This is a genomic window from Bacillus sp. MHSD_36 (assembly GCF_030757775.1).
In the GTDB taxonomy this organism is placed as follows: Bacteria; Bacillota; Bacilli; order Bacillales; family Bacillaceae_G; genus Bacillus_A.
Genome location: NZ_JAVBIS010000002.1, coordinates 658599 through 680286, shown reverse-complemented (window position 1 = coordinate 680286; position 21688 = coordinate 658599). Strand labels below are relative to the sequence as shown.

Genomic DNA, 21688 nt, shown 5'->3' with positions numbered 1-21688 from the left:
CGTTTACATGTTTTGAGGAGGGTTCTGATGGTGAGTATAGAACCCTTCTTTTTTTATTCTAACAATATATTTTTTATAGGAACCTAGAAGGGATGAAAAACTTGGACAATCAACATAACCAAAATCATATTATGGGAACCTTGCAATGGTTTATATTTTTATTAGCGAATTCAATTGCACTACCAATTGTTGTTGGCGGATTATTTCATCTTACGACGGAAGAAATATTTTATTTAATGCAGCGTACGTTTTTTGTAGTTGGTATATCTTCTTTTTTACAAGGGTGGCTTGGACATAGACTACCAATTGCGGATGGACCAGCTGGATCTTGGGTTGGCGTATTTACCGTACTTGCTTATGCAACGGCCGGACAAGATCAATTACATAGTACGTTGCAAATTTTAGAATTAGGAATGATAATTTCCGGTGTTATTTTAATAGGGTTAGGCGTAACTGGTTTTATCGGACGTATTTTATTTTTATTTACACCGCTTGTGACAGGGACGTTTTTACTTTTATTATGTTTACAATTAAGTGGTGTATTTTTAAAAGGAATGCTAGGAATTACTGCTACTGTTTCTCAAATCGATGGATTTACAGCGATAATTGCGTTTAGCATATTTCTTTTCGTTATTATACTATCTAACTTCGGAAAAGGTTTTGTCAAAAGTTATGCAGTTTTAATAGGATTAATTAGTGGGTGGATTCTCTTTCTCATTGCAGGAAAAGTGACGATTCCAGCTCAAGTAACTCATTTTGTACAACTTCCGCAAATATTTGCTTGGGGACTTCCAAAGTGGAATACAGGTATGGCTGTATCGAGTTTCGTTATGGTATGTATTTTAGTTTCAAATACAGTGGCGGCGATTATAGCAATTAATCAAGCTACTATTCAAAAAGGGACTATTGAACAGAAACAGTTGAAGGATGGTACGTGGGTTGGAGGGATTTCACATATCATTTCTTCTGTTTTTTCAACTGTAGGTGTCGTGCCATTACCAGCAACGGCAGGATTTATACGCTTAACGAAACAAAAGTATATACGCTCGTTTTTACTAGCGTGTATGTTATTAGTCGTAATGTCGCTGTTTCCAAGTATTATTCGTTACTTAGCGTCTTTACCATCTGCTGTCGCATCTGCGGTTTTAATGGCTTCGTTCGTACAGCTAATTGGAATTGGATTTCATAATATAAAACAAGTGCCAATGAGCGAAAGAAATGTAACGGTTTTAGGAGTTGCTGTATTATTTGGAAGCGGTGTTATGTTTTTACCGTCTGGAGCACTCCAGTCTTTACCGTCTGTTATGCAATATATATTCGGGAATGGTTTGTTCGTAGGTACCGTTGTTAGCATTTTACTAGAACAAATATGGCGTACTGAAAAGTGAGTGGATACAAGGAGAGTCTGCACTGTATAAAAGTCTAAAATAACATGTGAAATAAAGCCCATTTTCATTCACCACCCGCACATTTCGTTCATACAATATCTTGACTAAATAAACACCCAACTTACACATACACAGCTCTGGCTTAAGCAAGGAGGGTTATACCAGTTGAAGGAAAAAGCGTATCAATCTAAACCTTTACTCACAAAGAGAGAGAGAGAAGTATTTGAATTACTGGTTCAAGATAAAACAACGAAGGAAATTGCAGGTGAACTTTTTATAAGTGAAAAGACAGTTCGCAACCACATCTCAAACGCAATGCAAAAGCTAGGGGTTAAAGGACGTTCACAAGCAGTTGTTGAGCTTCTTCGTATGGGAGAGCTCGAGTTATAAAAAGAAAGCCGACTTATATAAAGAGTCGGCTATTTTTCTGTTTATATTTTGAACTTAAAAAAGGTATCTCAGACTTTGAGAGGGAAGATATGTTTAAGAAAGAAACGTTAAAAAATAACTACTTTAGAGCATGACGAGGTATTTAGGGTAGGTATCTTTGTCATTCACAAATAAGAAGGTGCAAGTATGAAGTTGTATTTTAAGGATATGGAGATAGGTGAAATTACAGATGTTTTTGGAGACATGCCATGGATGTATGGAACAATTCATCTATACGAGAATAGTAAACCGCTCCAAAAATATTTTCGTGAGATGGTAGATGAAGATAGTGTATTTGATTTTGAAAGCATAGACCCTGACTTTTTATATGAAGAAAATTGGTCTATTTTTGATGAGGACAATCAGCGGCATTTAGGGATTGATATACCTGCTATTCGTATGGAGGATAACACGATTGCATGGCGTTGGAGATAAAGTTATCAGGTTGTAAACATCTTTGTACGAAAGAATTCAAACGAGAACAACAAGCTGACTTTTATAAAAAAGGTCCGCTTATTGTTCTCGTTTTTTCCGCTTACTGTATGAATGATAAGAACACTCTATACATAAATAGGTAGTAAGGAGGGGATATGTTGAAAAGGATATTGTTAGTTTCAACAAGTGCTCATGATATGAATGGACACCCGACTGGTTTGTGGCTGGAAGAGCTCGCAGCTCCTTATCATGTATTTAAAAAGGCTAAGTTCGATGTTGATATTGTGTCGATACAGGGCGGTAAAGTACCTATTGATAGAGTTTCTATTCCGAACGGGATACCTCGTGAGTTTAAGCATGTTGCTTCTTTGTTGCAAAATACGAAGCCGATCTCAACGGTTCATTTTTCAGATTATGATGCGGTTTTGTTTGGTGGTGGGCACGGGGCGATTGTAGATTTTCCAGGTAATTCATATGTTGTAAATTTGATTGAGAATATGTACAACAATAACAGGATTGTAGCAGCTGTTTGTCACGGCGTAAGCTCTTTAGTCGGTGTGGAAAATAAAGATGGCTCGTTTTTTGTTGCCGGTAAGCGTATAACAGGTTATACGAATGATGAGGAAAAAGCTGTACATTTAGAAAAGCGAGTGCCGTTTTTGTTAGAAAGTAAATTGAAAGAAGAAGAGGCTTTGTTTTATGTTGCTCCAAAATTCACGCTACATGTCGTAGTAGATGGGCGTTTAATTACAGGGCATAACCCGCAGTCTAGTATGGAAATAGGGAAAGCTATAAGAAAAGCTGTCAATAAATTATAGAAAAAGTGCTCGTTACTCATAAAGGTAGCGGGCATTTTTTCTATAGTGTAAATGACTTTTAAACTAAAAAGATATATTGCGTATAGTGACTTCATTTATAATTAATTGTGAATTTGCTATACTATTTTGTATGGACAAAAGGGGAGGCTCTTTTAATGAGAAAAGTTGCATGTGCAAACACTTATATTAATAAAATAAAGCCCGTTATTAGAAAAACGAGTTTTAGTCAATTGAAAATAGATGAAATTGCGAAGTATATGGATATTAGTAAAGCTACTTTATATAAACGTTTTTCTTCAAAAGATGAGATTATTGAAGCTGTGGTAGAAGATTTTATAAACTACCTTCTTGAAGGAGATGCGGATAATCAAGATGAAAGTATGTCTTTTACAGAACGTTTCCAAAAGACGTTTATTCATTCTTTAAAATGTGTGACGTATATTTCAGATGTCTTTTTACAAGATTTGAAAGAGGCATATCCGCGCTTATCTGATCAGTTAGTCGCTGCACAACAAAATCGTAATCATAATTTGCAAATGTTTTTTGAAGCAGGTATGGAACAAGGCTACTTTAATAAAATGAACGCACAATTATTTATGGTGCAAGATGATGTGATGTTAAGACGTATTATAGATCATTCTTTTTGTATTCAGTACGATATTACGTTAAAGAAAGCGATACTTGATTTTTATCAACTAAAGAAGTATCAACTGTTTAAACCAGAGTATATAGATGCAATTGATGATTCGGAAATTGAAAAAGAAGTTATTGCTATTTTGCAAATGATTTCGTAAAAAAGCAGGTTTTCCTATAGTAATGGAAAACCTGCTTTTTTATTACTTGTTATTTGTTTACGTGTTGTAATACTAATTCAGCTACTGGACCACCTGAAGCTGGGTTTTGGCCGGTTATAACACGATTATCTTCTACAGCGTAAGCTTCCCAAGGTTGCGCAGCTTTTTCGTAAAGTCCTCCATTTTTAATAAGTTCATCTTCTGTTAAAAATGGAACGAATTGATCTAATTCAGCTAGTTTTTCCTCTTCATTTGAGAATCCTGTTACTTTTTTACCGCTAATTAAACGTTCCCCATTACTTAACGTGATATGAAATAAACCAGCAGCTCCGTGACAAACAGAGGAAACAATTCCGCCATTTTCATAAATGTTACGGCTAATCATTTGGAGTTCTTTATTTTCAGGGAAGTCCCAAATCACACCGTGACCACCTGCGTAATAAATAACAGCATAGTCTTCTGGATTCACCTCACTCGGTTTCATTGTAGAACCGAGACGATTCATAAATTCTTTCTTTTGATACCATTCCCAATCGATGCTCTCCGCCATTGCTAAACTATGCGGATCAATCGGTGTATAGCCGCCTTGTGGGCTAACATAATCTACTTCGTAACCAGCTTCTTCAACTTTTTTAACGAAATGGACAGCTTCACCAAGCCAAAGACCAGTAGCTCGATTTAAATTTGGATATTTTTCTACGCTCGTTAATACGACTAACATTTTTTTCTTCATCATGATCCTCCTGTAATGTTTCTTCTATATAAAAGTTTTTTATTTATTTGGCTTTATTAAGTTAGAAATTGCAAATTTGAATAATCATGTCAGTCCTCCTTATATCGGATTCGAAATTAGTGTATAACAATTTTTGAACAAAGTAAACTAAAAACACTAAAATGGTTTACTTTGTATATTTTTCGTTGACAAACTGTAATGCTGAAACTATGATAGTTCCATGAATATCGAACAACGTACATGTTTCGTTTCAGATTCAATTTGTCGCGCGACAAATGTATACATTTGATGAAGTTGTTTAGTAGTGATAGAGGCGCGGAACAACTTTATTTGTTACTACAATTAGGAGAGGTGTTACACATGGGGAAAGATATAAGCAACCATTCAAAATGGTTTGTTTTCACATTGTGTTTTATCGTTTTATTAGGACCGATGAATGCAGTTTTATTTAATGTAGCGTTAGAGGATATGGCTCGTGATTTATCCATTAGCCAATCGAAGGTAAGTTGGGTTGTAGTAGGTTATTCTTTAGTTGTCGGTATTGGTTCGATGATATATGGGAAGCTGGCTGATCGTTATAGCGTAAAAAAACTATTGATTATTTCAATTATCATATTTGTAGCAGGTTCTATTATTGGATTTATGAATCAATCTTATGCGATTACCATTCTTGCAAGATTAGTGCAGGCGAGTGGGGGCGCGGCATTTATTGCGCTTAGTATGATTGCAGTGGCAAAGTTAGTTGTTCCTGCTAAGAAGCCTGGTGCGTTAGCTATGATTAGTTCTTCTATTGCATTAGCGATAGGTATCGGTCCTTTAGTTGGCGGCGCTATTACAAATACATTAGGGTGGCCATATTTATTTTTATTTATGGTTATTTCAGTAGTGGGGATTTTCTTGCTTATAAAATTTATGCCAGAAGAAGTGCGCCATACGGACGAAGCGTTTCATTTTGATTACACCGGAGCGGCGTTATTATTTGCATTCATTACGACTGTTTTATTAGGAGTAAATATTAATAGTTGGCTATTTGTGTTATCGGTTGTTTTCTTATTTTTATTCACGGTTCGTATGAAGAACACGGAGCATCCATTTATTGATATTGAGTTGTTTACAAATAAACCATTTCTTCGTTTAATAGCGGTCGGATTTATAATGAATGTGGCGCTATGTGCTAGTTTATTATTATTGCCATTATTGTTAGGGAGAGAGCATGGATTGTCTCCATTCGTTATCGGAATTGAACTGTTTGTTGCATCACTCTTTGGTATTGTATCTAGTTTTCTTACTGGAAAGATCGTCCCTTCGTTTGGAAATGTGAATATGATTAATGTGGCGTCTGTCATCATGATTGTTGGCTTTTTAATTTTAGGCTTTATTCCGAATGGAAGTATAGTCGTTATTGTATTAGCGATTATTTTAACGTTTATGAGTTATTCTGCCATTCAAGTATCATTGAACACATTTATACCGAAAACATTACATGTAGCTAAAGTTGGAGTCGGTCTTGGTTTATATAATTTAATTAACTTTTTCGGTATGGCATTTGGACCAGCTGTAGCGAGCAAAATTATGGAATCTACAAATAGTTATCGTTTGAATTTTATTTTAATCGCCATGTTAATTTCTGCTCATTTCTTCTTATTAATTGGAATGTCTTCTTTCCAAAAAAAGATGGAGCAATAAATACGTGCTTTATATAGAAGAAACCGACTTTCATATAGAAGGTCGGTTATTTTTCTGTCTTGCAAATTATGAAAAAAAGGAGCAAAATAAAAAAGTCCTAGTCTATACAGGTACAAATGAAAATTTTCATACAGAAGCAGTTTAAGTGAGCAAACTTAAAGTGTGTAAAATATAATGATAAAATAAGATGATGAATGAGAAAACGGGTGATGAAGTTGAATAGAGCAATCGGTGTTATCGATTCAGGAGTTGGTGGTTTAACAGTAGCGAAGGAATTAATTCGTCAGTTGCCGAAAGAGCGCATTATATATTTAGGGGATACAGCACGTTGCCCTTATGGTCCGCGTTCTCGAGAAGAAGTGCGTCAATTTACGTGGGAAATGACGGAGCATTTACTAGATTTAAATATCAAAATGTTAGTTATTGCGTGTAATACAGCAACTGCGGTTGTATTAGAAGAGATGCAGAAACAATTACCAATTCCAGTGGTAGGAGTTATTCACCCAGGATCACGTACAGCTTTAAAAGTGACAAATACGTATCATGTTGGGATTATTGGAACAATTGGAACGGTGAAAAGTGGTGCATACGAAGAGGCGTTAAAGTCTATTAATAACCGTGTTATGGTAGAAAGTTTAGCGTGTCCGCCTTTCGTTGAACTTGTAGAGAGTGGCAATTTTGAAAGTGAAATGGCATATGAAGTTGTAAGAGAAACGTTGCAACCGCTGAAAAATACTGATATTGATACACTTATTTTAGGTTGTACACATTATCCGATTTTAGGTCCTGTTATTAAAAAAGTAATGGGAGATAAAGTACAACTCATTAGTTCAGGTGATGAAACAGCGCGTGAAGTAAGTACGATTTTATACCATAGTAAAATGTTGAATGAGGGAGAGGAACAAAGTGATCATCTCTTCTTAACAACAGGAAAAATAGGTCTATTTAAAGAAATTGCATCAAAATGGTTCGGTCAACCGATTGAAAATGTGAAACATATTCATTTAGAAAAAGAATAATAGTAGTACTCATATAAGTGAACTCCTGAGAAATCAGGAGTTTTTTGTTTGTAAGAAGTACAGCTTGTTCTAAAACATGAAACAGCTCGTATACATAATAGTACAAACTTAGATTTTAGGGGGGAATGGCATGCCTAAATCCACTTTTAAATGGGTTGTTGGTGCTACTGTGAGTGCTGTTTTACTAACAGGGTGTGGCTTTATAAATCAGGAGAAAGCAACGGAACAAATTGATCCGCCAAAACAAGTTACGTATACAGAGGGTGGCAAGAAAGAAGTATCTAAGAAAGATAAGCAAGGACAAATGGTGAATAGAGAACTATACCTTGTTGATAAAAATGGCTATGTTGTACCGCAAACGTTAGCTATACCTACTCCAAAAGCAAATGAGGTTATTCAGCAAACGTTAGAGTACCTTGTGAAAGATGGGCCGGTAACGAATTTATTACCGAATGGGTTCCGTGCAGTCATTCCAGCGAATACATCGATGACCCTAGATTTGAAAAAAGATGGGACGGCAGTCATTGATTTCTCTAAAGAAATGAAAAACTATGCAAAAGAAGAAGAGCGTCAAATCGTTGAGTCAATAGCGTGGACGTTGACGCAATTTAAAGAAGTAAAACAAGTGCAGTTCCAAATAAATGGTGAGAAATTGGTGAAGATGCCTGTTGGTGGTACACCGCTTGGGGAAGGTGTGAGCCGTGCGAACGGTATCAACTTCGATGATGAACAAGTAGCAGATGTAACAAATACAAAACCAGTAACGCTGTATTTTATGGCGCAAAATAATAATAAACAGCAATACTACGTACCAGTAACACGCCGCGTTGTAGAAGGAAAAGAAAATGATTATGCAGCAATTGTAGATGAGCTCGTAAAAGGACCGATTCATCAATCGCTTCTGAATGATTTTAATCCAGGAGTTAAGCTTATTACGAATCCGAAATTACAAGATGGAAATCTTACATTAAACTTTAACGAAAATATATTTATAAACCCAGATAAAAATATGGTTTCAAATTACGTATTGAAGTCGTTAGTTTTATCTTTAACTGAAAAGAAAGGCGTGAAAAGCGTTTCTATTGAAGTAAATGGTAAAGCAAATCTTATAGACGAAAAGGGCGGAAAGTTAATAAAACCTGTAGATCGTCCAGAAAACGTGAATACAGGTAGTTTTTAATCGCCAATAATTTGATATACTTAAGTAAGAAAGGGGAATTGCTTTTTGGGTTCCCCTTCTTTTATTGTATACATATCATACATTTAAATTTGGCTATACTAACAAGTAGTTATGAGGAGGTTATTTTTATGCGAGTAGATGGTAGAGAGAAAACAGAATTACGCCATATACATATTCATACGAATTATTTAAAACATCCAGAAGGATCAGTATTAATTGAGGTTGGGGATACAAAGGTAATTTGCTCAGCGACAATTGAAGAGCGTGTCCCGCCTTTTATGCGTGGAGAAGGAAAGGGCTGGGTAACAGCTGAATACGCGATGATTCCACGTGCGACAGAACAACGTACAATTAGGGAGTCAAGTAAAGGGAAAGTAACAGGACGTACAATGGAAATCCAACGTTTAATTGGACGAGCATTACGTGCGGTAGTTGACTTAGAAGCACTTGGTGAGAGAACGGTTTGGATTGATTGTGATGTTATTCAAGCGGATGGTGGAACGAGAACAGCTTCTATTACAGGTGCATATGTAGCAATGGTATTAGCGTTTGAGAAGTTATTACAAGCAGAAAAAGTATCTAAAATTCCAGTAAAAGATTATTTAGCAGCAACGTCAGTAGGAATTGTTGAAGAACAAGGTGTTGTTTTAGATTTAAACTATGCAGAAGATTCTAAAGCAGACGTTGATATGAACGTAATTATGACTGGAAAAGGTCAGTTTGTTGAAGTGCAAGGAACTGGAGAAGAAGCGACGTTTAGCAGAGCACAGTTAAATGAATTACTTGATGCTGCAGAACAAGGTATTTTCCAACTGATTGACATGCAAAAAGAAGCGTTAGGCGACATCGTATCTCATATAGAGTAGAGGTGGAAAGTATGAAACAAGTTGTTGTAGCGACAAAAAATATGGGGAAAGTACGTGAATTTGCCGAGTTATTTGAGCGATTTGATTTAGAAGTAAAATCATTACACGATTTTCCTCATATTGAAGAAGTCGAAGAAACTGGTGAAACATTTGAAGAAAATGCGATTTTAAAAGCGGATAGTCTGAGCAAACAGTTGAATGCAATCGTAATTGCGGATGATTCAGGTCTTATTGTAGATGCTTTAAATGGAAAGCCAGGCGTGTATTCAGCTCGTTTTGCTGGAGAGCCAAAAGATGATCAAGCGAATATCGATAAAGTTTTACAAGAATTAAATGAAATACCGTTTAATAAGCGTAAAGCTCGCTTCTACTGTGCATTAGCAGTGGCTTTCCCTGAAGGTGATAAAAAGCCTGTCATTGTAAACGGGACGTGCGAAGGATATATTTTAGAACAGCGCCGCGGAGAAAACGGCTTTGGATATGATCCGATTTTTTATGTGGAAGAATATAAAAAAGCGATGGCGGAACTAACCTCAGATGAGAAAAATGCCATTAGCCACCGCGGACGTGCTCTTCGTAAATTAGAAGAAAAAATCCCTGAATGGTTTTTAGGAGAATAAGGGAGAGAGATTGATGAAAGCTTTAATCGTAAGCGATAGTCATAGCTCTGTGAAGGAATTACAGCAGTTAAAAGAGAAATATGAAGGGAAAGTAGATATCATGATTCATTGCGGTGATTCGGAGCTAACGCCTGCTCATGAAGAGCTGCAAGGTTTCCATGTTGTAAAAGGGAATTGTGATTATGCTAACTTTCAAGATGAAATTGTAACTGATGTAGAAGGCATTCGTTTTGTAGTTGTGCACGGACATCGTCATAACGTGAAAATGACATTGCAAACATTAGCGTACCGTGCAGAAGAGGTAGGGGCGCAAGTTGCATGCTTCGGACACTCTCACGTATTAGGTGCGGAATTAATTGACGGCGTTTTATTTATTAATCCAGGTAGCATTTTATTACCGCGTCAGCGTGTAGAAAAGACATTTGCTTTATTAGAAATGGATGAAAATCAAATGGAAGTTCGTTTTGAAACATTAGACGGACAGCTAGTTGAACAAGCAGTTTTTAAAAGAGGATAAGAAAAATTATCCTCTTTTAAAAAAGGTGTTGACTTTATGTATGGTTATACATATAATAAATATTGTCGATAGGGAAACGGCGCTAACGAATGAAAATAAAATAACATATGCGGGTGTAGTTTAGTGGTAAAACAAGAGCCTTCCAAGCTCTGGTCGAGAGTTCGATTCTCTTCACCCGCTCCATGTCCCAGTAGCTCAGCCGGATAGAGCATACGCCTTCTAAGCGTACGGTCGGGAGTTCGAATCTCTCCTGGGACGCTAACAATCGGGTAGTAAACCCCGTCAAATAAGTCTTTTAATTCGAAAGTTGAAACGTACAGTGTGCGGTCAACATCGAGTTAGGAGGCTTATTTTTTTATGTCTAAAAGGCGTGATTCTTTAACGGTTAGTGAAGATTTATCAAATGTTTTTGACAGGAAGCTGGAAAGGAAACAGGTGAAGGGACTTTCTATTGAGAAGGCTCTTTCTACGGTGATACGTCAAATGAGAGCAACGGGCTTGCGTGACCGTACTATTAGCGACTATGAGTTACATGTTGGTCATTTTATGAGTGTGACGGGTGCTCAGTTTCTCCAAGAGTTGACCGTTGAGCACATCTATTTGTGGCTTTCATCCATGAATGTTAGTAATCAAACTAAATTAACTCGTTTGAAGTGCCTCAAGGCGTTTCTAGGACGTTGCTTCGATAATGGTTGGATTGAGTTTAACTTTTGGAAGAGTGTCAAAATAAAGGTTGATAACCCTGTGAAAGAGGGTGCAACGGATAGGGAAATTAATCTTTTGCTTTCTATGTTAGATTTAACTCGCTTCATAGAATTGAGGGATGCTGCATCCATATTGCTTATGTATCAGACAGGGGTACGAGTTGGGACGTTGTCTCAATTAGAGCATAAACATGTGAACTTAGAAAATAAAGTTCTACGTATTGACGGTGGAATTATTAAGAATCATGAATCAATACATTTACCCTTTGAGAATATTCTTGCTAGAGTCTTAGGTGCTCTTATGAAGCAAAACGACATTATCAGGAAAGAGTGCAATGTAAAGAATGATTACTTATTCATTACGAAAAATGGAGGGCCGATCGCTACGAGTCCGACAAATAACAATGAAGGGAGCAAATATAGCTCTAATCTCTAAGGCTCTTGGTCATAGTGATCTAGCCGTTACAACAAGATATTTGCATTTAGATATAGAAGGGAAAACTTTTCAAATTAATTTCCGAAATCATGTAAAGTAGTCCTTGTAAGAGAGAAACAGAGGTGATTTCATGAATGAAACTACTCAGAAGTTTTACGAACGAATCCAAGAAGAGTTGAACCTGAAAGACATTAAGGAGGCTCAAAAAGTTTACCGTTTCTATAGTGCTCTTAAAGGAGTAACTAAGATAGTAAGCGAGGAAGAGCTACACAAGTTAGTCAAGATGGCTCTAAATGGGGAAGCTTTAATTTCAGAGGATAGAAGGTTTAAAGGGTAAAACCTTTTTCTTTCTTAGGCAATTTCGGAAATTACAATTAAATAAAACAGCCCAGTGAGTACCAGTCACCGAGCTAGGAAGGAGCAATACATTAATGCCGAAAACAGAAATCAAACGAGGTCTAATCGTATCAACTGGATTCATCAGTTTAATGTACGCAAAGGTTTACATTGTAGCACTTGGCGTATAAACTTACAAGTTAGGTCATGTGATGTACATACATATATACTAAAAGTAACTGATTGACTTAATTGGTTTAAACGCACAAATTGGAGGAATTGACAAATGAAACTAGATAAAATTGAATCAGGCGAGACTAAAAAGAAAATGCCTTTAGGACGTAAAATTGCTATTGGCGCAATCGGTATATTATTCTCAATGAATATCATTCAGAATTTAGATAGAAAAACCCTTAAAAATGAAATTAAAGAGTGGGAAGATAAATGGAAGCTTGCCGAGGAGGTCTATCAGGAAGCGCATGACGAGAATGTTAGTCTTAAATCTGAGTTGAAAACCCTGAAGGCGTCTAATGAGCCTGAACTTGAAGAGGGAAAAACTGAAGAAATCGTGCAAGTAGATGAACGTTTAAAGAAACTGAAAGAGTCCCAATACAAGGCTAGAGAGCAAAAGGCTCATAAAGCTCTGAATGCCTTAGGGTCTGAATCAGCTCAGGCGGAGTATAAAAAATTAATCAAGCCGAAGCTAGAAAGATGGGCTTCCAAAGATATGTTGAGTGTTGCTCAGGAAGGAACAAGCTTTCGCGAGATTGACGATAGTCACCTTCCATGGACAGATACTACAGAGCCGAATGGGACGAATACAAAGCACATATACAGGAACGGCTATGACCAATTAGAAATTACATATAATCTTGACGGAATCATTACAAAATCTGAATGGAAAACAGGAGTGAATAAATAATGCATTCATTAGAAAGGTTACTAGAAGCACAATCTCAAATAATGGAGCTACATATAGATGGTCTAATGAGTGATGACGCATTCTCCGAGATGTCATCATACACTGAAGGATTAATCGAAGGTGTTTATGAAGAAGAGAAGGAAGCTCATAAGGAATCCGTACATTAATTTAAGGTAAAACATTTATAAAGAAGACTCGAAAGACTTTATTCTTTGTTATCACCTGAAATATTAGTCTTTCAAGTCTTCTTAGATTCTGATTTGCCTGTTTTACCGCCTGAGAGGTCTCGTTTTACTATATTTGCAATCTGTTCAGCCATAGCTTGACCGTTAAAAGTTCCCTTTGTAGTTACCTTTATAGTTACATCTTTCCTTTTTTTATTCATATTGGATCACTCCTTTGGGCTTATATTATGGATTTTATCATCTAGAATGGAGAATGGACTTGAAAAAGTTTTACCTTGACGGTAGTTTATATAATAAGGTAAGATTTTTTTAAAAGATCACTTGACCGAAAACTGGAATGTTTCAATTTCTGAAATGTATAGGCTATTATGACGCAAGTTTTATAGATTGGTTCGGGAGTTCGAATCTCTCCTGGGACGCTAAAAAAACCTTGTTATCTTTTGATAACAAGGTTTTTTGTTTGTCTACAAATTGATGTATGTGCAAGAAGTTTAAAAATATTATAACGGGATATATGATAATGAGTATATGTAATAGATTAAGGTGCATTAAAAAGAGCACCATTTATGCGCCCTATTCCTCTTATTTAATTTAAAAAATCAATAGGCTTATGGTGGAACTTAAATCCATATTCGTATTTTCCTAATTTTTCACATGGAATGTTATAAAACTTTTTACTATTCTAGTACGATTGAGCAGCCGTTATCGGAACTTATCCCTGACAGTGTGTTACAATTAATAGAAGCGGAAAACGAGAATCTCCAATTGACTGGACCTGTGATTGGTTAGACGGTTTAAGAAGGTAGTATAAAAAAGGGAGATGGCGCAAAGATGGCGAGATCTAATGAGAATGATTTAACGGAGAAATTGGCAGAAGGTCACCGGAAATATGGTGATGGCAACTTTACAGTACAGAACATCGGTGATGAGACTAACCCAGATTGGACTATCGTAAAAAATGTGAGGAAGGGATCGGCAGGCATTCGTGAAGGAGAAGATATATTAAGACTGCGATCAAAATATATAAAATAGTACGGAAATGGGCGGGCTGAGTGTTCGAATCTCTCCTGGGACGCTAACAAAACCTTGTTATTTTTTGATAACAAGGTTTTGTGTTTATTTTAAATTAGTTATTAATAAATTTCTCAAACACAAAACCATAATCTTTCACGTTATATTGTTTCTTCGTATCAACGAGCCAGTTAAAAGCGATTTCGTTCATTTCTTTAAACTGCTCTGCTAAATTTACTTGTGCATTTGAAATACGGCTAAAAGCGTTAGAAGCCATATCTAAACTTTTATGTGCATACTGCAATGTAATATCGTTGTCGTATGAGATTTCTTCTATTTTAAGTAAAGCTTTATATAAATCTTTTAATTCTTCAATATGTTTTTTATGGACATCAATTGAATAGTACTCATCGCCCATTTGGAACTTAATTTCTACATCTAAATCAATCGTTCCTGCAGTTTCAAGCGCTACGTTTTTAATTTGATATTTACTATAGCTAAAGCGGCGTAGTGTACGTTTTTTACTTGTCGCACTTGTGCCATCTAGGTGGATTAATCCTTTGTTTGTGAAACAATATTCATCTGATTTTGATTTGATTAGAAAATAAATTTTTTCCCCATCTTCATGCATCACATAATCATCAGCATCAACTTTATCGTAATCTTTCGGTGTGATGACAGATCCTACATCACTTAGTCCTAATACATCTGCAGCCATTTTTTTAAACATACATAATCCCCCTTTTAAATTCTTAATTGTACAAAAATATAGTAACACGATTTCAATAAAGTGTTTTCTTATAATTAAAAATATTTGAAGGTAAGTTAGGGAAAGTAACGAATATTTAGTAAATCTATTAGTTTAAGAATGTACTCGCCGAAAAATAACCAAGAGAGAAAAGTTCATTTTGCAAGTGATTATAGAGAAATCCCGTGATGTCACCTCAAGTAATATGAGGTGTTTTTCTATCCTTTTTGAAATCTTACAATTCTGTAAGGTAACTGTAAGGTAGTTCGATGGTAACAAATTGCTAATCAACTATAATGAAGGTAACAACGATAAAACGAGGAGGAAGAGATGATGAAGGGATTAATCGTAACGGGTTTAACGGTTGCTTTTGGATTTGTAGCGTATGAGAAATTAACATATGTAGTTGATGTTGTAAAACATTTAATCGCTTAGTAAAAAAACTGCCATGAGAGGGAAAGGGAATGAGTGAATGAATGGAATGGTTATTTGGAATTATAGGTACTTGTAGTGTAGTGTTATTGTTCTTTGTCCCAAGTGGTATACTTAGTTCGACAACGAGTTTGTTCTTCTTAAGTTTGTTTGCTTGTACGATGCTTATTATTATGTTCTTAATGAAGCGAAGTAAACCAATCTTCTATTTTAGCATGATTGTTATGGCAATTATTGTTCTCCAAATTATTACCCTTGTTATATACCCCACTATTATAAACGCTTTCCATTGATGATGAATCCTCTGTTTAAATTGCTGAGGGTTTTTTATTTGCATATTTTTAATTTTGAGTAGGGATTTGCTTGTATTGAAATGTAAAAATTAAATATTTATACATTTCAAACAAAGGGTTTTGGGATGTTGTGTTCTCATTACGCATTTGATATATTTACTTTAAAGATAATTAAAATCTAGAAAAAGAGGCGGACGTATGGATAAAAAAGAAAATACGGTCGTATTGTTTCCGCAGCTATCAGAGCGATATATTGATGAAGGTTTTTTAGCGCTGAAAGAGCGGAAATTCGAAGATGCATTGCGCTGCTTTGAAATATTACGTCAGTATAATGCAGAAACGGAACAAACGGAACTCGCTTCGGTTATTTGTTTGTTGGAATTAAAACATATGGAAGAAGCGAAAGACAAATGTGAACAGTTACTTGAAACGGGAGCTGTATTATTTGGTGATATTCTTGAAACATATGTGACGATTTTAGTTCAAACAAATGATTATGAAGGTGTCATTGAAACCGTTGAAAAAGTTTTGCAAACGAAAGATGTAATGCCTGAGCAAAAAGAAAAGTTAGCGCAGCTCGCTTTATTTGCAGAAGGTATGTTAAGTGAAGTAGATACGTCACTAGTCGATTCAAATTTTGAATTAGATGAGTTTACTAATGAAATGTTTGGAGAAAACTTTGGACAAAAGCTAAGAGCGATTCAGCAACTTTCGTTAAAAGACTTGGATCTTGCATTACCTATTTTAAAGAAATTTTTAATAGACGAAAAACAGCACCCTTATTTAAAAACTTCTATTTTGTATAAAATGATAGAAAATCAAATAGAAGAAGAAATAGAGGTAGAAAAGTTTGGGAATACGATCAAGGTAATTCCGGCATTTACAGGTCATAATGAGGAGCAATCCGATAACATTATACATACATTATCGAGTCGATTAGAGCAAAATTATCCTGATATATTTGATGCGATGGTTACATATTGGAAAGAATTGCAAATTAGCATTTTCCCGTTTGCTCTATTAATGGATAAAGTGGAGATTTGGGCTGCTGTTTTAGAGAGAATTGGAAGAAAGCGTTTCGGATTGACTATTGATGAAGAAGAGCTTATGACAGCGTATAATATTGAATTAGAAGAGTTTCATATTGCCTATCAATGGTTATTACGTGTTGAAAGAGAAGGATATTTGCCCGTATAATTATGAAAAAGAATCGTTCGGTTCTTGAAACGAGCATATTCTATGTTATAATGTAAGGGTTGCAAAAGGCAGAAATCTGCCTGTTTGTAAGAGAAGAGAAGTGTAATTCTCTTACTTAATATGTTTCATATTATTCTCGAACAAAATATACCGTAGTTGTCTTTTAGGCAATTAGTAGATTGGAACATTATATCTGAAAGCTTTTGCTAGAGGATTATTTGTACTTTTGTTATTTCAAAAAAAGAGATAATGAAGATCTTAATCTATAGAGGTATGTGCATACATTATTATAGTTGGAGGGAAAGAATAAATGGCTGCAAAATGGGAAAAATTAGAAGGTAACGTAGGCGTTTTAACAATCGAAGTTGATGCTAAAGAAGTAAACAACTCTATCGACGCTGCGTTCAAAAAAGTAGTAAAAACAATCAACGTACCAGGTTTCCGTAAAGGAAAAATGCCTCGTCCGTTATTCGAACAACGCTTTGGTATCGAATCTTTATACCAAGATGCTTTAGATATCATCTTACCAAAAGCATACGGTGAAGCGATCGATGAAGCTGGTATCTTCCCAGTTGCTCATCCTGAAATCGACATCGAGAAGTTCGAAAAAAATGCTAACCTTATCTTCACTGCAAAAGTTACAGTGAAACCTGAAGTTAAATTAGGTGACTACAAAGGTTTAGCAGTAGAAAAAGTTGAAACAACTGTAACTGACGAAGATGTAGAGAACGAATTAAAATCTTTACAAGAGCGTCAAGCTGAGCTAGTTGTTAAAGAAGAAGGAACTGTTGAAAACGGTGATACAGCTGTAATCGACTTCGAAGGTTTCGTTGATGGCGAAGCATTTGAAGGCGGAAAAGGCGAAAACTACTCTCTAGCAATCGGTTCTGGTACATTCATCCCAGGTTTCGAAGAGCAAGTAATTGGTCTTAAATCTGGTGAGTCTAAAGACGTTGAAGTATCATTCCCAGAAGAGTACCACGCTGCTGAATTAGCTGGCAAACCAGCAACATTCAAAGTAACAGTTCACGAAATCAAAACAAAAGAACTTCCTGAGTTAAACGACGAGTTCGCTAAAGAAGCAGACGAAGCGGTTGCAACTCTTGATGAATTAAAAGCAAAACTTCGTACAAACTTAGAAGAAGGCAAAAAGCATGAAGCTGAGCACAAAGTACGTGACGAAGTAGTAGAATTAGCTGCTGCTAACGCTGAAATCGACATTCCAGAAGCTATGATCGACACTGAGTTAGATCGTATGGTTCGTGAATTCGAGCAACGTTTAAGCCAACAAGGTATGAACCTTGAGCTTTACTACCAATTCACAGGTACTGACGCTGACAAGTTAAAAGAGCAAATGAAAGAAGACGCTCAAAAACGCGTACGAATCAACCTTGTTCTTGAAGCTATCATTGAAGCTGAAAACATCGAAGTTACTGAAGAAGAAGTAACTGCAGAAGTTGAAAAAATGGCTGAAATGTACGGTATGCCAGTAGACGCTATCAAGCAAGCTCTTGGAAGCGTAGACGCTTTAGCTGAAGATCTTAAAGTGCGTAAAGCTGTAGATTTCTTAGTAGAAAACGCTGCATAATAAAATAACAAGGCACGATTTTAATCGTGCCTTGTTTTATAAATATAGAAATATATTTATAAAACTTTTCGATGAAGAAGGAAAACTTCCTTAATGAGTCGAATATACATATTTCAAAAGTTTTAAAAACTTTTTATTTGTACATAACTAGTCATATTATTTGTATTTCTCGCCACGTAGTGACATAATATGTATTTACATACGATACATTTATCGTGTACATACGAAGGCAAGAGGTTAGCACTTTGTAAGGGGTGTGAAAATATGTTTAAATTTAATGATGAAAAAGGGCAATTAAAATGTTCTTTTTGTGGTAAAACACAAACGCAAGTTCGAAAGTTAGTTGCAGGTCCAGGTGTTTACATTTGTGACGAGTGTATCGAACTTTGTACTGAAATTGTACAAGAGGAGCTTGCGAAAGACGAAGAAGTAGAATTCAAAGATGTACCGAAACCGGTAGAAATTCGTGAAATCTTAGATGAGTATGTCATCGGACAAGATAACGCGAAGAAAGCACTAGCGGTAGCGGTATATAACCATTACAAACGCATTAATTCTAACAGCAAAATTGATGATGTAGAATTAGCGAAGAGTAATATCGCACTTATCGGGCCAACAGGTAGTGGTAAAACATTACTGGCACAAACGTTAGCGCGTATTTTAAATGTTCCATTTGCAATCGCGGACGCAACATCTTTAACTGAAGCTGGATATGTTGGGGAAGATGTAGAAAACATCTTACTAAAATTAATCCAAGCAGCTGATTATGATGTAGAGAAAGCGGAAAAAGGAATCATTTATATTGATGAGATTGATAAAGTGGCACGTAAGTCCGAAAATCCATCAATTACACGTGATGTATCTGGTGAAGGTGTGCAGCAGGCACTTCTGAAAATTTTAGAAGGTACTGTAGCAAGTGTTCCACCTCAAGGTGGTCGTAAGCATCCGCACCAAGAGTTTATTCAAATTGATACAACGAATATCTTATTCATCTGTGGTGGAGCGTTTGATGGCATCGAGCCAATTATTAAACGTCGTCTTGGTGAAAAAGTAATTGGATTTGGTTCTGAGAAGAAAAATGCTGATGTAAATGAGAAGCATGTTTTATCTCACGTATTACCAGAGGACCTTTTAAGATTTGGTTTAATTCCAGAGTTTATCGGTCGTCTTCCAGTTATTGCGAACCTAGAGCCGCTTGATGAAGATGCTCTTGTTGATATTTTAACGAAACCGAAAAATGCACTTGTTAAGCAATTCCAAAAACTATTGGAGCTTGACGATGTTGAGTTAGAGTTTGAAGAAGGCGCACTAATTGAAATTGCGAAAAAAGCAATTGAACGTAAAACAGGTGCTCGTGGACTTCGTTCTATTATTGAAGGCTTAATGCTTGAGGTAATGTTCGAGCTACCATCTCGCAAAGATATCGAGAAGTGTATTCTTACAAAAGAAACAGTAGCTGATAATGCAGCACCAAAATTGGTGTTACAAGACGGTACTGTACTTGATACAAAAACATCTGCATAATGCGAAGGAGAAACAGCAATTTTTATAATTGCTGTTTTTCTTTATGTTTAGCTATGTTCCTCCGCGGAAATACTAAGAGATAAAACATTGCGGGAGGAAATAAATGATGAGCTGGACAAATATATTTTTACTTGTTCAACTTGTTTTTGGTGTAATTGTCGGATTGTATTTTTGGCATTTACTTCGAAATCAGCGAACACAAAAAGTTTCAATTGATCGAGAATCAAAAAAAGAATTAGAACAGCTTCGTAAAATGCGCGAGATTTCTTTAACAGAGCCGCTTGCGGAAAAGGTACGTCCTACATCCTTTTTAGATATTGTAGGGCAAGAGGACGGGATTAAGTCGTTAAAAGCGGCTCTTTGTGGTCCGAACCCGCAACATGTGATTATATATGGTCCGCCAGGTGTCGGAAAGACAGCGGCAGCACGTCTTGTATTAGAAGAAGCGAAACGAAATCCAAAATCTCCATTTCGCACAAATGCAACATTTATTGAACTGGATGCGACGACAGCAAGGTTTGATGAACGTGGTATTGCAGACCCTTTAATCGGTTCTGTACATGATCCAATTTATCAAGGTGCTGGTGCGATGGGGCAAGCGGGTATTCCGCAACCGAAAAAAGGTGCGGTAACAGATGCACATGGTGGTATTTTGTTTATTGATGAGATAGGTGAACTACATCCGATTCAAATGAACAAAATGTTAAAGGTGCTAGAAGATCGGAAAGTGTTTTTGGAAAGTGCATACTACAGTGAAGAGAATACGATGATTCCAACGTATATACATGACATTTTTCAAAAAGGTTTACCAGCCGATTTTCGCTTAGTTGGGGCGACGACACGTTCGCCAGAGGAAATTCCTCCTGCTATTCGGTCGCGCTGTTTAGAAGTGTTCTTTCGTGAGTTAGATACAGAAGAAATTCAAAAAGTAGCGAAGAATGCAGCTGACAAAGTGGAAATGCAAATCGGTGAAAATGGTATTGAAATGATTGGGATGTATGCGAGAAATGGACGAGAAGCGATTAATCTTGTACAAATTTCTGCTGGAATGGCAATAAATGAAGGACGCCCATTCATTAAAGATGAAGATATAGAGTGGGTTGTTCACTCTAGTCAACTTACACCGAAGTACGAAAAGCGTATTTATCCTATTCCGAGAATCGGTCTTGTAAATGGACTTGCTGTATATGGACCAAATACAGGTGCATTATTAGAAATTGAAGTAACAGCAATCAAGGCGAAAGATAAAGGATCGGTAAATGTTACCGGAATTGTTGAAGAGGAAAGTATTGGTAGTCAAACGAAATCAATTCGCCGTAAAAGTATGGCGAAAGGTTCTGTAGATAATGTATTAACAGTACTTCGCTCTCTAGATGTATTGCCAGAAGGGTACGATATACATATTAATTTTCCAGGTGGTATACCGATTGATGGACCTTCGGCAGGTATTGCGATGGCAACAGGGGTGTATTCAGCAGTGCATCGTACGTATGTGAATAATGAAGTAGCGATGACTGGTGAGATTAGTATACACGGGGAAGTGAAACCTATTGGTGGTGTGTATGCGAAAATAAAAGCTGCGAAAAAGGCGGGAGCTAAGAAAGTTATCATTCCTGCTGAAAACATGCAACCATTTTTATACACAATAAAAGGAATTGAAATCATTCCTGTTCGTAAGTTAAAAGAAGTATTTGAGCTAACATTTATGCAGGAGAATATGCATCGAGAGCTTGATATACATACTAATGCGGATGAAAATGATGCACAATCAATGTGAGAATGTACGATAATAAAATTTGCCAGACTTCGTTTAAGTTTGTATGCTTA

The 21688-nt window shown here is 36.2% G+C and carries 23 protein-coding genes, 2 tRNA genes and 1 pseudogene; 23 read left to right on the top strand and 3 right to left on the bottom strand.

Annotated elements, in window-relative coordinates:
* Window positions 1-92 precede the first annotated feature (92 nt).
* From Q9B79_RS11645 to Q9B79_RS11625, 5 genes are all read left to right on the top strand, one after another.
* On the top strand, window positions 93-1388 hold the full coding sequence (locus Q9B79_RS11645) for a purine/pyrimidine permease (protein ID WP_306184318.1): 1296 nt from the start codon (window positions 93-95) through the stop codon (window positions 1386-1388).
* 165 nt (window positions 1389-1553) lie between these two features.
* Window positions 1554-1778: a spore germination transcription factor GerE gene (gene gerE, locus Q9B79_RS11640; RefSeq protein ID WP_000659484.1), complete on the top strand. Its 225-nt coding sequence runs from the start codon at window positions 1554-1556 to the stop codon at window positions 1776-1778.
* A gap of 186 nt (window positions 1779-1964) precedes the next feature.
* The gene (locus Q9B79_RS11635; RefSeq protein ID WP_306184305.1) at window positions 1965-2252 is read left to right on the top strand and encodes a hypothetical protein; all 288 of its coding nucleotides are present in this window, start codon (window positions 1965-1967) and stop codon (window positions 2250-2252) included.
* A gap of 155 nt (window positions 2253-2407) precedes the next feature.
* The gene (locus Q9B79_RS11630) at window positions 2408-3070 is read left to right on the top strand and encodes a type 1 glutamine amidotransferase domain-containing protein (RefSeq protein ID WP_306184297.1); all 663 of its coding nucleotides are present in this window, start codon (window positions 2408-2410) and stop codon (window positions 3068-3070) included.
* 155 nt (window positions 3071-3225) lie between these two features.
* Complete coding sequence (locus tag Q9B79_RS11625) at window positions 3226-3864, top strand: TetR/AcrR family transcriptional regulator (protein ID WP_098669462.1); 639 nt, start codon at window positions 3226-3228, stop codon at window positions 3862-3864.
* 49 nt (window positions 3865-3913) lie between these two features.
* On the opposite strand, the gene Q9B79_RS11620 is transcribed toward Q9B79_RS11625, so the two are convergent.
* Entirely contained in the window at window positions 3914-4597 is a 684-nt protein-coding gene (locus Q9B79_RS11620; protein WP_098669463.1) for a type 1 glutamine amidotransferase domain-containing protein, read from the bottom strand.
* Between the two features lie 360 nt (window positions 4598-4957).
* Between Q9B79_RS11620 and Q9B79_RS11615 the strand changes: the two genes are divergently transcribed.
* The 12 genes and pseudogenes from Q9B79_RS11615 (at window position 4958) to Q9B79_RS11560 (ending at window position 13050) form a co-directional block, all read left to right on the top strand.
* Window positions 4958-6283: an MFS transporter gene (locus tag Q9B79_RS11615; protein WP_306184281.1), complete on the top strand. Its 1326-nt coding sequence runs from the start codon at window positions 4958-4960 to the stop codon at window positions 6281-6283.
* Window positions 6284-6492: 209 nt separating this feature from the next.
* A complete protein-coding gene (gene racE / locus Q9B79_RS11610) occupies window positions 6493-7302 on the top strand; it encodes a glutamate racemase (RefSeq protein WP_000774000.1) in 810 nt (269 codons plus the stop codon).
* Window positions 7303-7432: 130 nt separating this feature from the next.
* Window positions 7433-8482 (top strand): spore germination protein GerM, encoded by a 1050-nt coding sequence (gene gerM / locus Q9B79_RS11605; RefSeq protein WP_306184269.1) that lies wholly within the window; start codon window positions 7433-7435, stop codon window positions 8480-8482.
* A gap of 128 nt (window positions 8483-8610) precedes the next feature.
* A complete protein-coding gene (gene rph, locus Q9B79_RS11600) occupies window positions 8611-9348 on the top strand; it encodes a ribonuclease PH (RefSeq protein WP_001261765.1) in 738 nt (245 codons plus the stop codon).
* Between the two features lie 11 nt (window positions 9349-9359).
* Entirely contained in the window at window positions 9360-9968 is a 609-nt protein-coding gene (locus Q9B79_RS11595) for an XTP/dITP diphosphatase (protein WP_306184256.1), read from the top strand.
* 13 nt (window positions 9969-9981) lie between these two features.
* On the top strand, window positions 9982-10485 hold the full coding sequence (locus Q9B79_RS11590) for a metallophosphoesterase (protein WP_306184249.1): 504 nt from the start codon (window positions 9982-9984) through the stop codon (window positions 10483-10485).
* A gap of 109 nt (window positions 10486-10594) precedes the next feature.
* Window positions 10595-10668, top strand: a tRNA-Gly gene (locus Q9B79_RS11585).
* 1 nt (window position 10669) lies between these two features.
* A tRNA-Arg gene (locus Q9B79_RS11580) sits at window positions 10670-10743 on the top strand.
* Between the two features lie 99 nt (window positions 10744-10842).
* Window positions 10843-11725: pseudogene (locus Q9B79_RS11575) on the top strand (tyrosine-type recombinase/integrase).
* A 30-nt stretch (window positions 11726-11755) separates the two neighbouring features.
* On the top strand, window positions 11756-11962 hold the full coding sequence (locus Q9B79_RS11570) for a hypothetical protein (protein WP_001006388.1): 207 nt from the start codon (window positions 11756-11758) through the stop codon (window positions 11960-11962).
* A gap of 285 nt (window positions 11963-12247) precedes the next feature.
* Window positions 12248-12883, top strand: coding sequence for a hypothetical protein (locus Q9B79_RS11565; protein WP_306184236.1), 636 nt, complete (start codon window positions 12248-12250; stop codon window positions 12881-12883).
* Entirely contained in the window at window positions 12883-13050 is a 168-nt protein-coding gene (locus Q9B79_RS11560; protein ID WP_306184228.1) for a hypothetical protein, read from the top strand. Before Q9B79_RS11565 ends, Q9B79_RS11560 begins: the two co-directional genes overlap by 1 nt.
* A gap of 71 nt (window positions 13051-13121) precedes the next feature.
* Here Q9B79_RS11560 and Q9B79_RS11555 read toward each other — a convergent pair whose 3' ends face one another.
* The gene (locus Q9B79_RS11555; protein ID WP_306184224.1) at window positions 13122-13268 is read right to left on the bottom strand and encodes a hypothetical protein; all 147 of its coding nucleotides are present in this window, start codon (window positions 13266-13268) and stop codon (window positions 13122-13124) included.
* Window positions 13269-13899: 631 nt separating this feature from the next.
* Between Q9B79_RS11555 and Q9B79_RS11550 the strand changes: the two genes are divergently transcribed.
* On the top strand, window positions 13900-14100 hold the full coding sequence (locus Q9B79_RS11550; RefSeq protein ID WP_306184218.1) for a cytoplasmic protein: 201 nt from the start codon (window positions 13900-13902) through the stop codon (window positions 14098-14100).
* Between the two features lie 94 nt (window positions 14101-14194).
* Here Q9B79_RS11550 and Q9B79_RS11545 read toward each other — a convergent pair whose 3' ends face one another.
* Window positions 14195-14809 (bottom strand): PH domain-containing protein, encoded by a 615-nt coding sequence (locus tag Q9B79_RS11545; protein WP_306184215.1) that lies wholly within the window; start codon window positions 14807-14809, stop codon window positions 14195-14197.
* A gap of 494 nt (window positions 14810-15303) precedes the next feature.
* Between Q9B79_RS11545 and Q9B79_RS11540 the strand changes: the two genes are divergently transcribed.
* The 5 genes from Q9B79_RS11540 (at window position 15304) to lonB (ending at window position 21638) form a co-directional block, all read left to right on the top strand.
* Window positions 15304-15552, top strand: coding sequence for a hypothetical protein (locus Q9B79_RS11540; protein ID WP_002094402.1), 249 nt, complete (start codon window positions 15304-15306; stop codon window positions 15550-15552).
* A 198-nt stretch (window positions 15553-15750) separates the two neighbouring features.
* On the top strand, window positions 15751-16749 hold the full coding sequence (locus Q9B79_RS11535) for a hypothetical protein (RefSeq protein WP_306184210.1): 999 nt from the start codon (window positions 15751-15753) through the stop codon (window positions 16747-16749).
* A gap of 310 nt (window positions 16750-17059) precedes the next feature.
* Complete coding sequence (tig, locus tag Q9B79_RS11530) at window positions 17060-18337, top strand: trigger factor (protein WP_306184208.1); 1278 nt, start codon at window positions 17060-17062, stop codon at window positions 18335-18337.
* A gap of 264 nt (window positions 18338-18601) precedes the next feature.
* Window positions 18602-19861 (top strand): ATP-dependent protease ATP-binding subunit ClpX, encoded by a 1260-nt coding sequence (gene clpX / locus Q9B79_RS11525; RefSeq protein ID WP_000472282.1) that lies wholly within the window; start codon window positions 18602-18604, stop codon window positions 19859-19861.
* A gap of 106 nt (window positions 19862-19967) precedes the next feature.
* On the top strand, window positions 19968-21638 hold the full coding sequence (lonB, locus tag Q9B79_RS11520; protein WP_306184812.1) for an ATP-dependent protease LonB: 1671 nt from the start codon (window positions 19968-19970) through the stop codon (window positions 21636-21638).
* Window positions 21639-21688 lie beyond the last annotated feature (50 nt).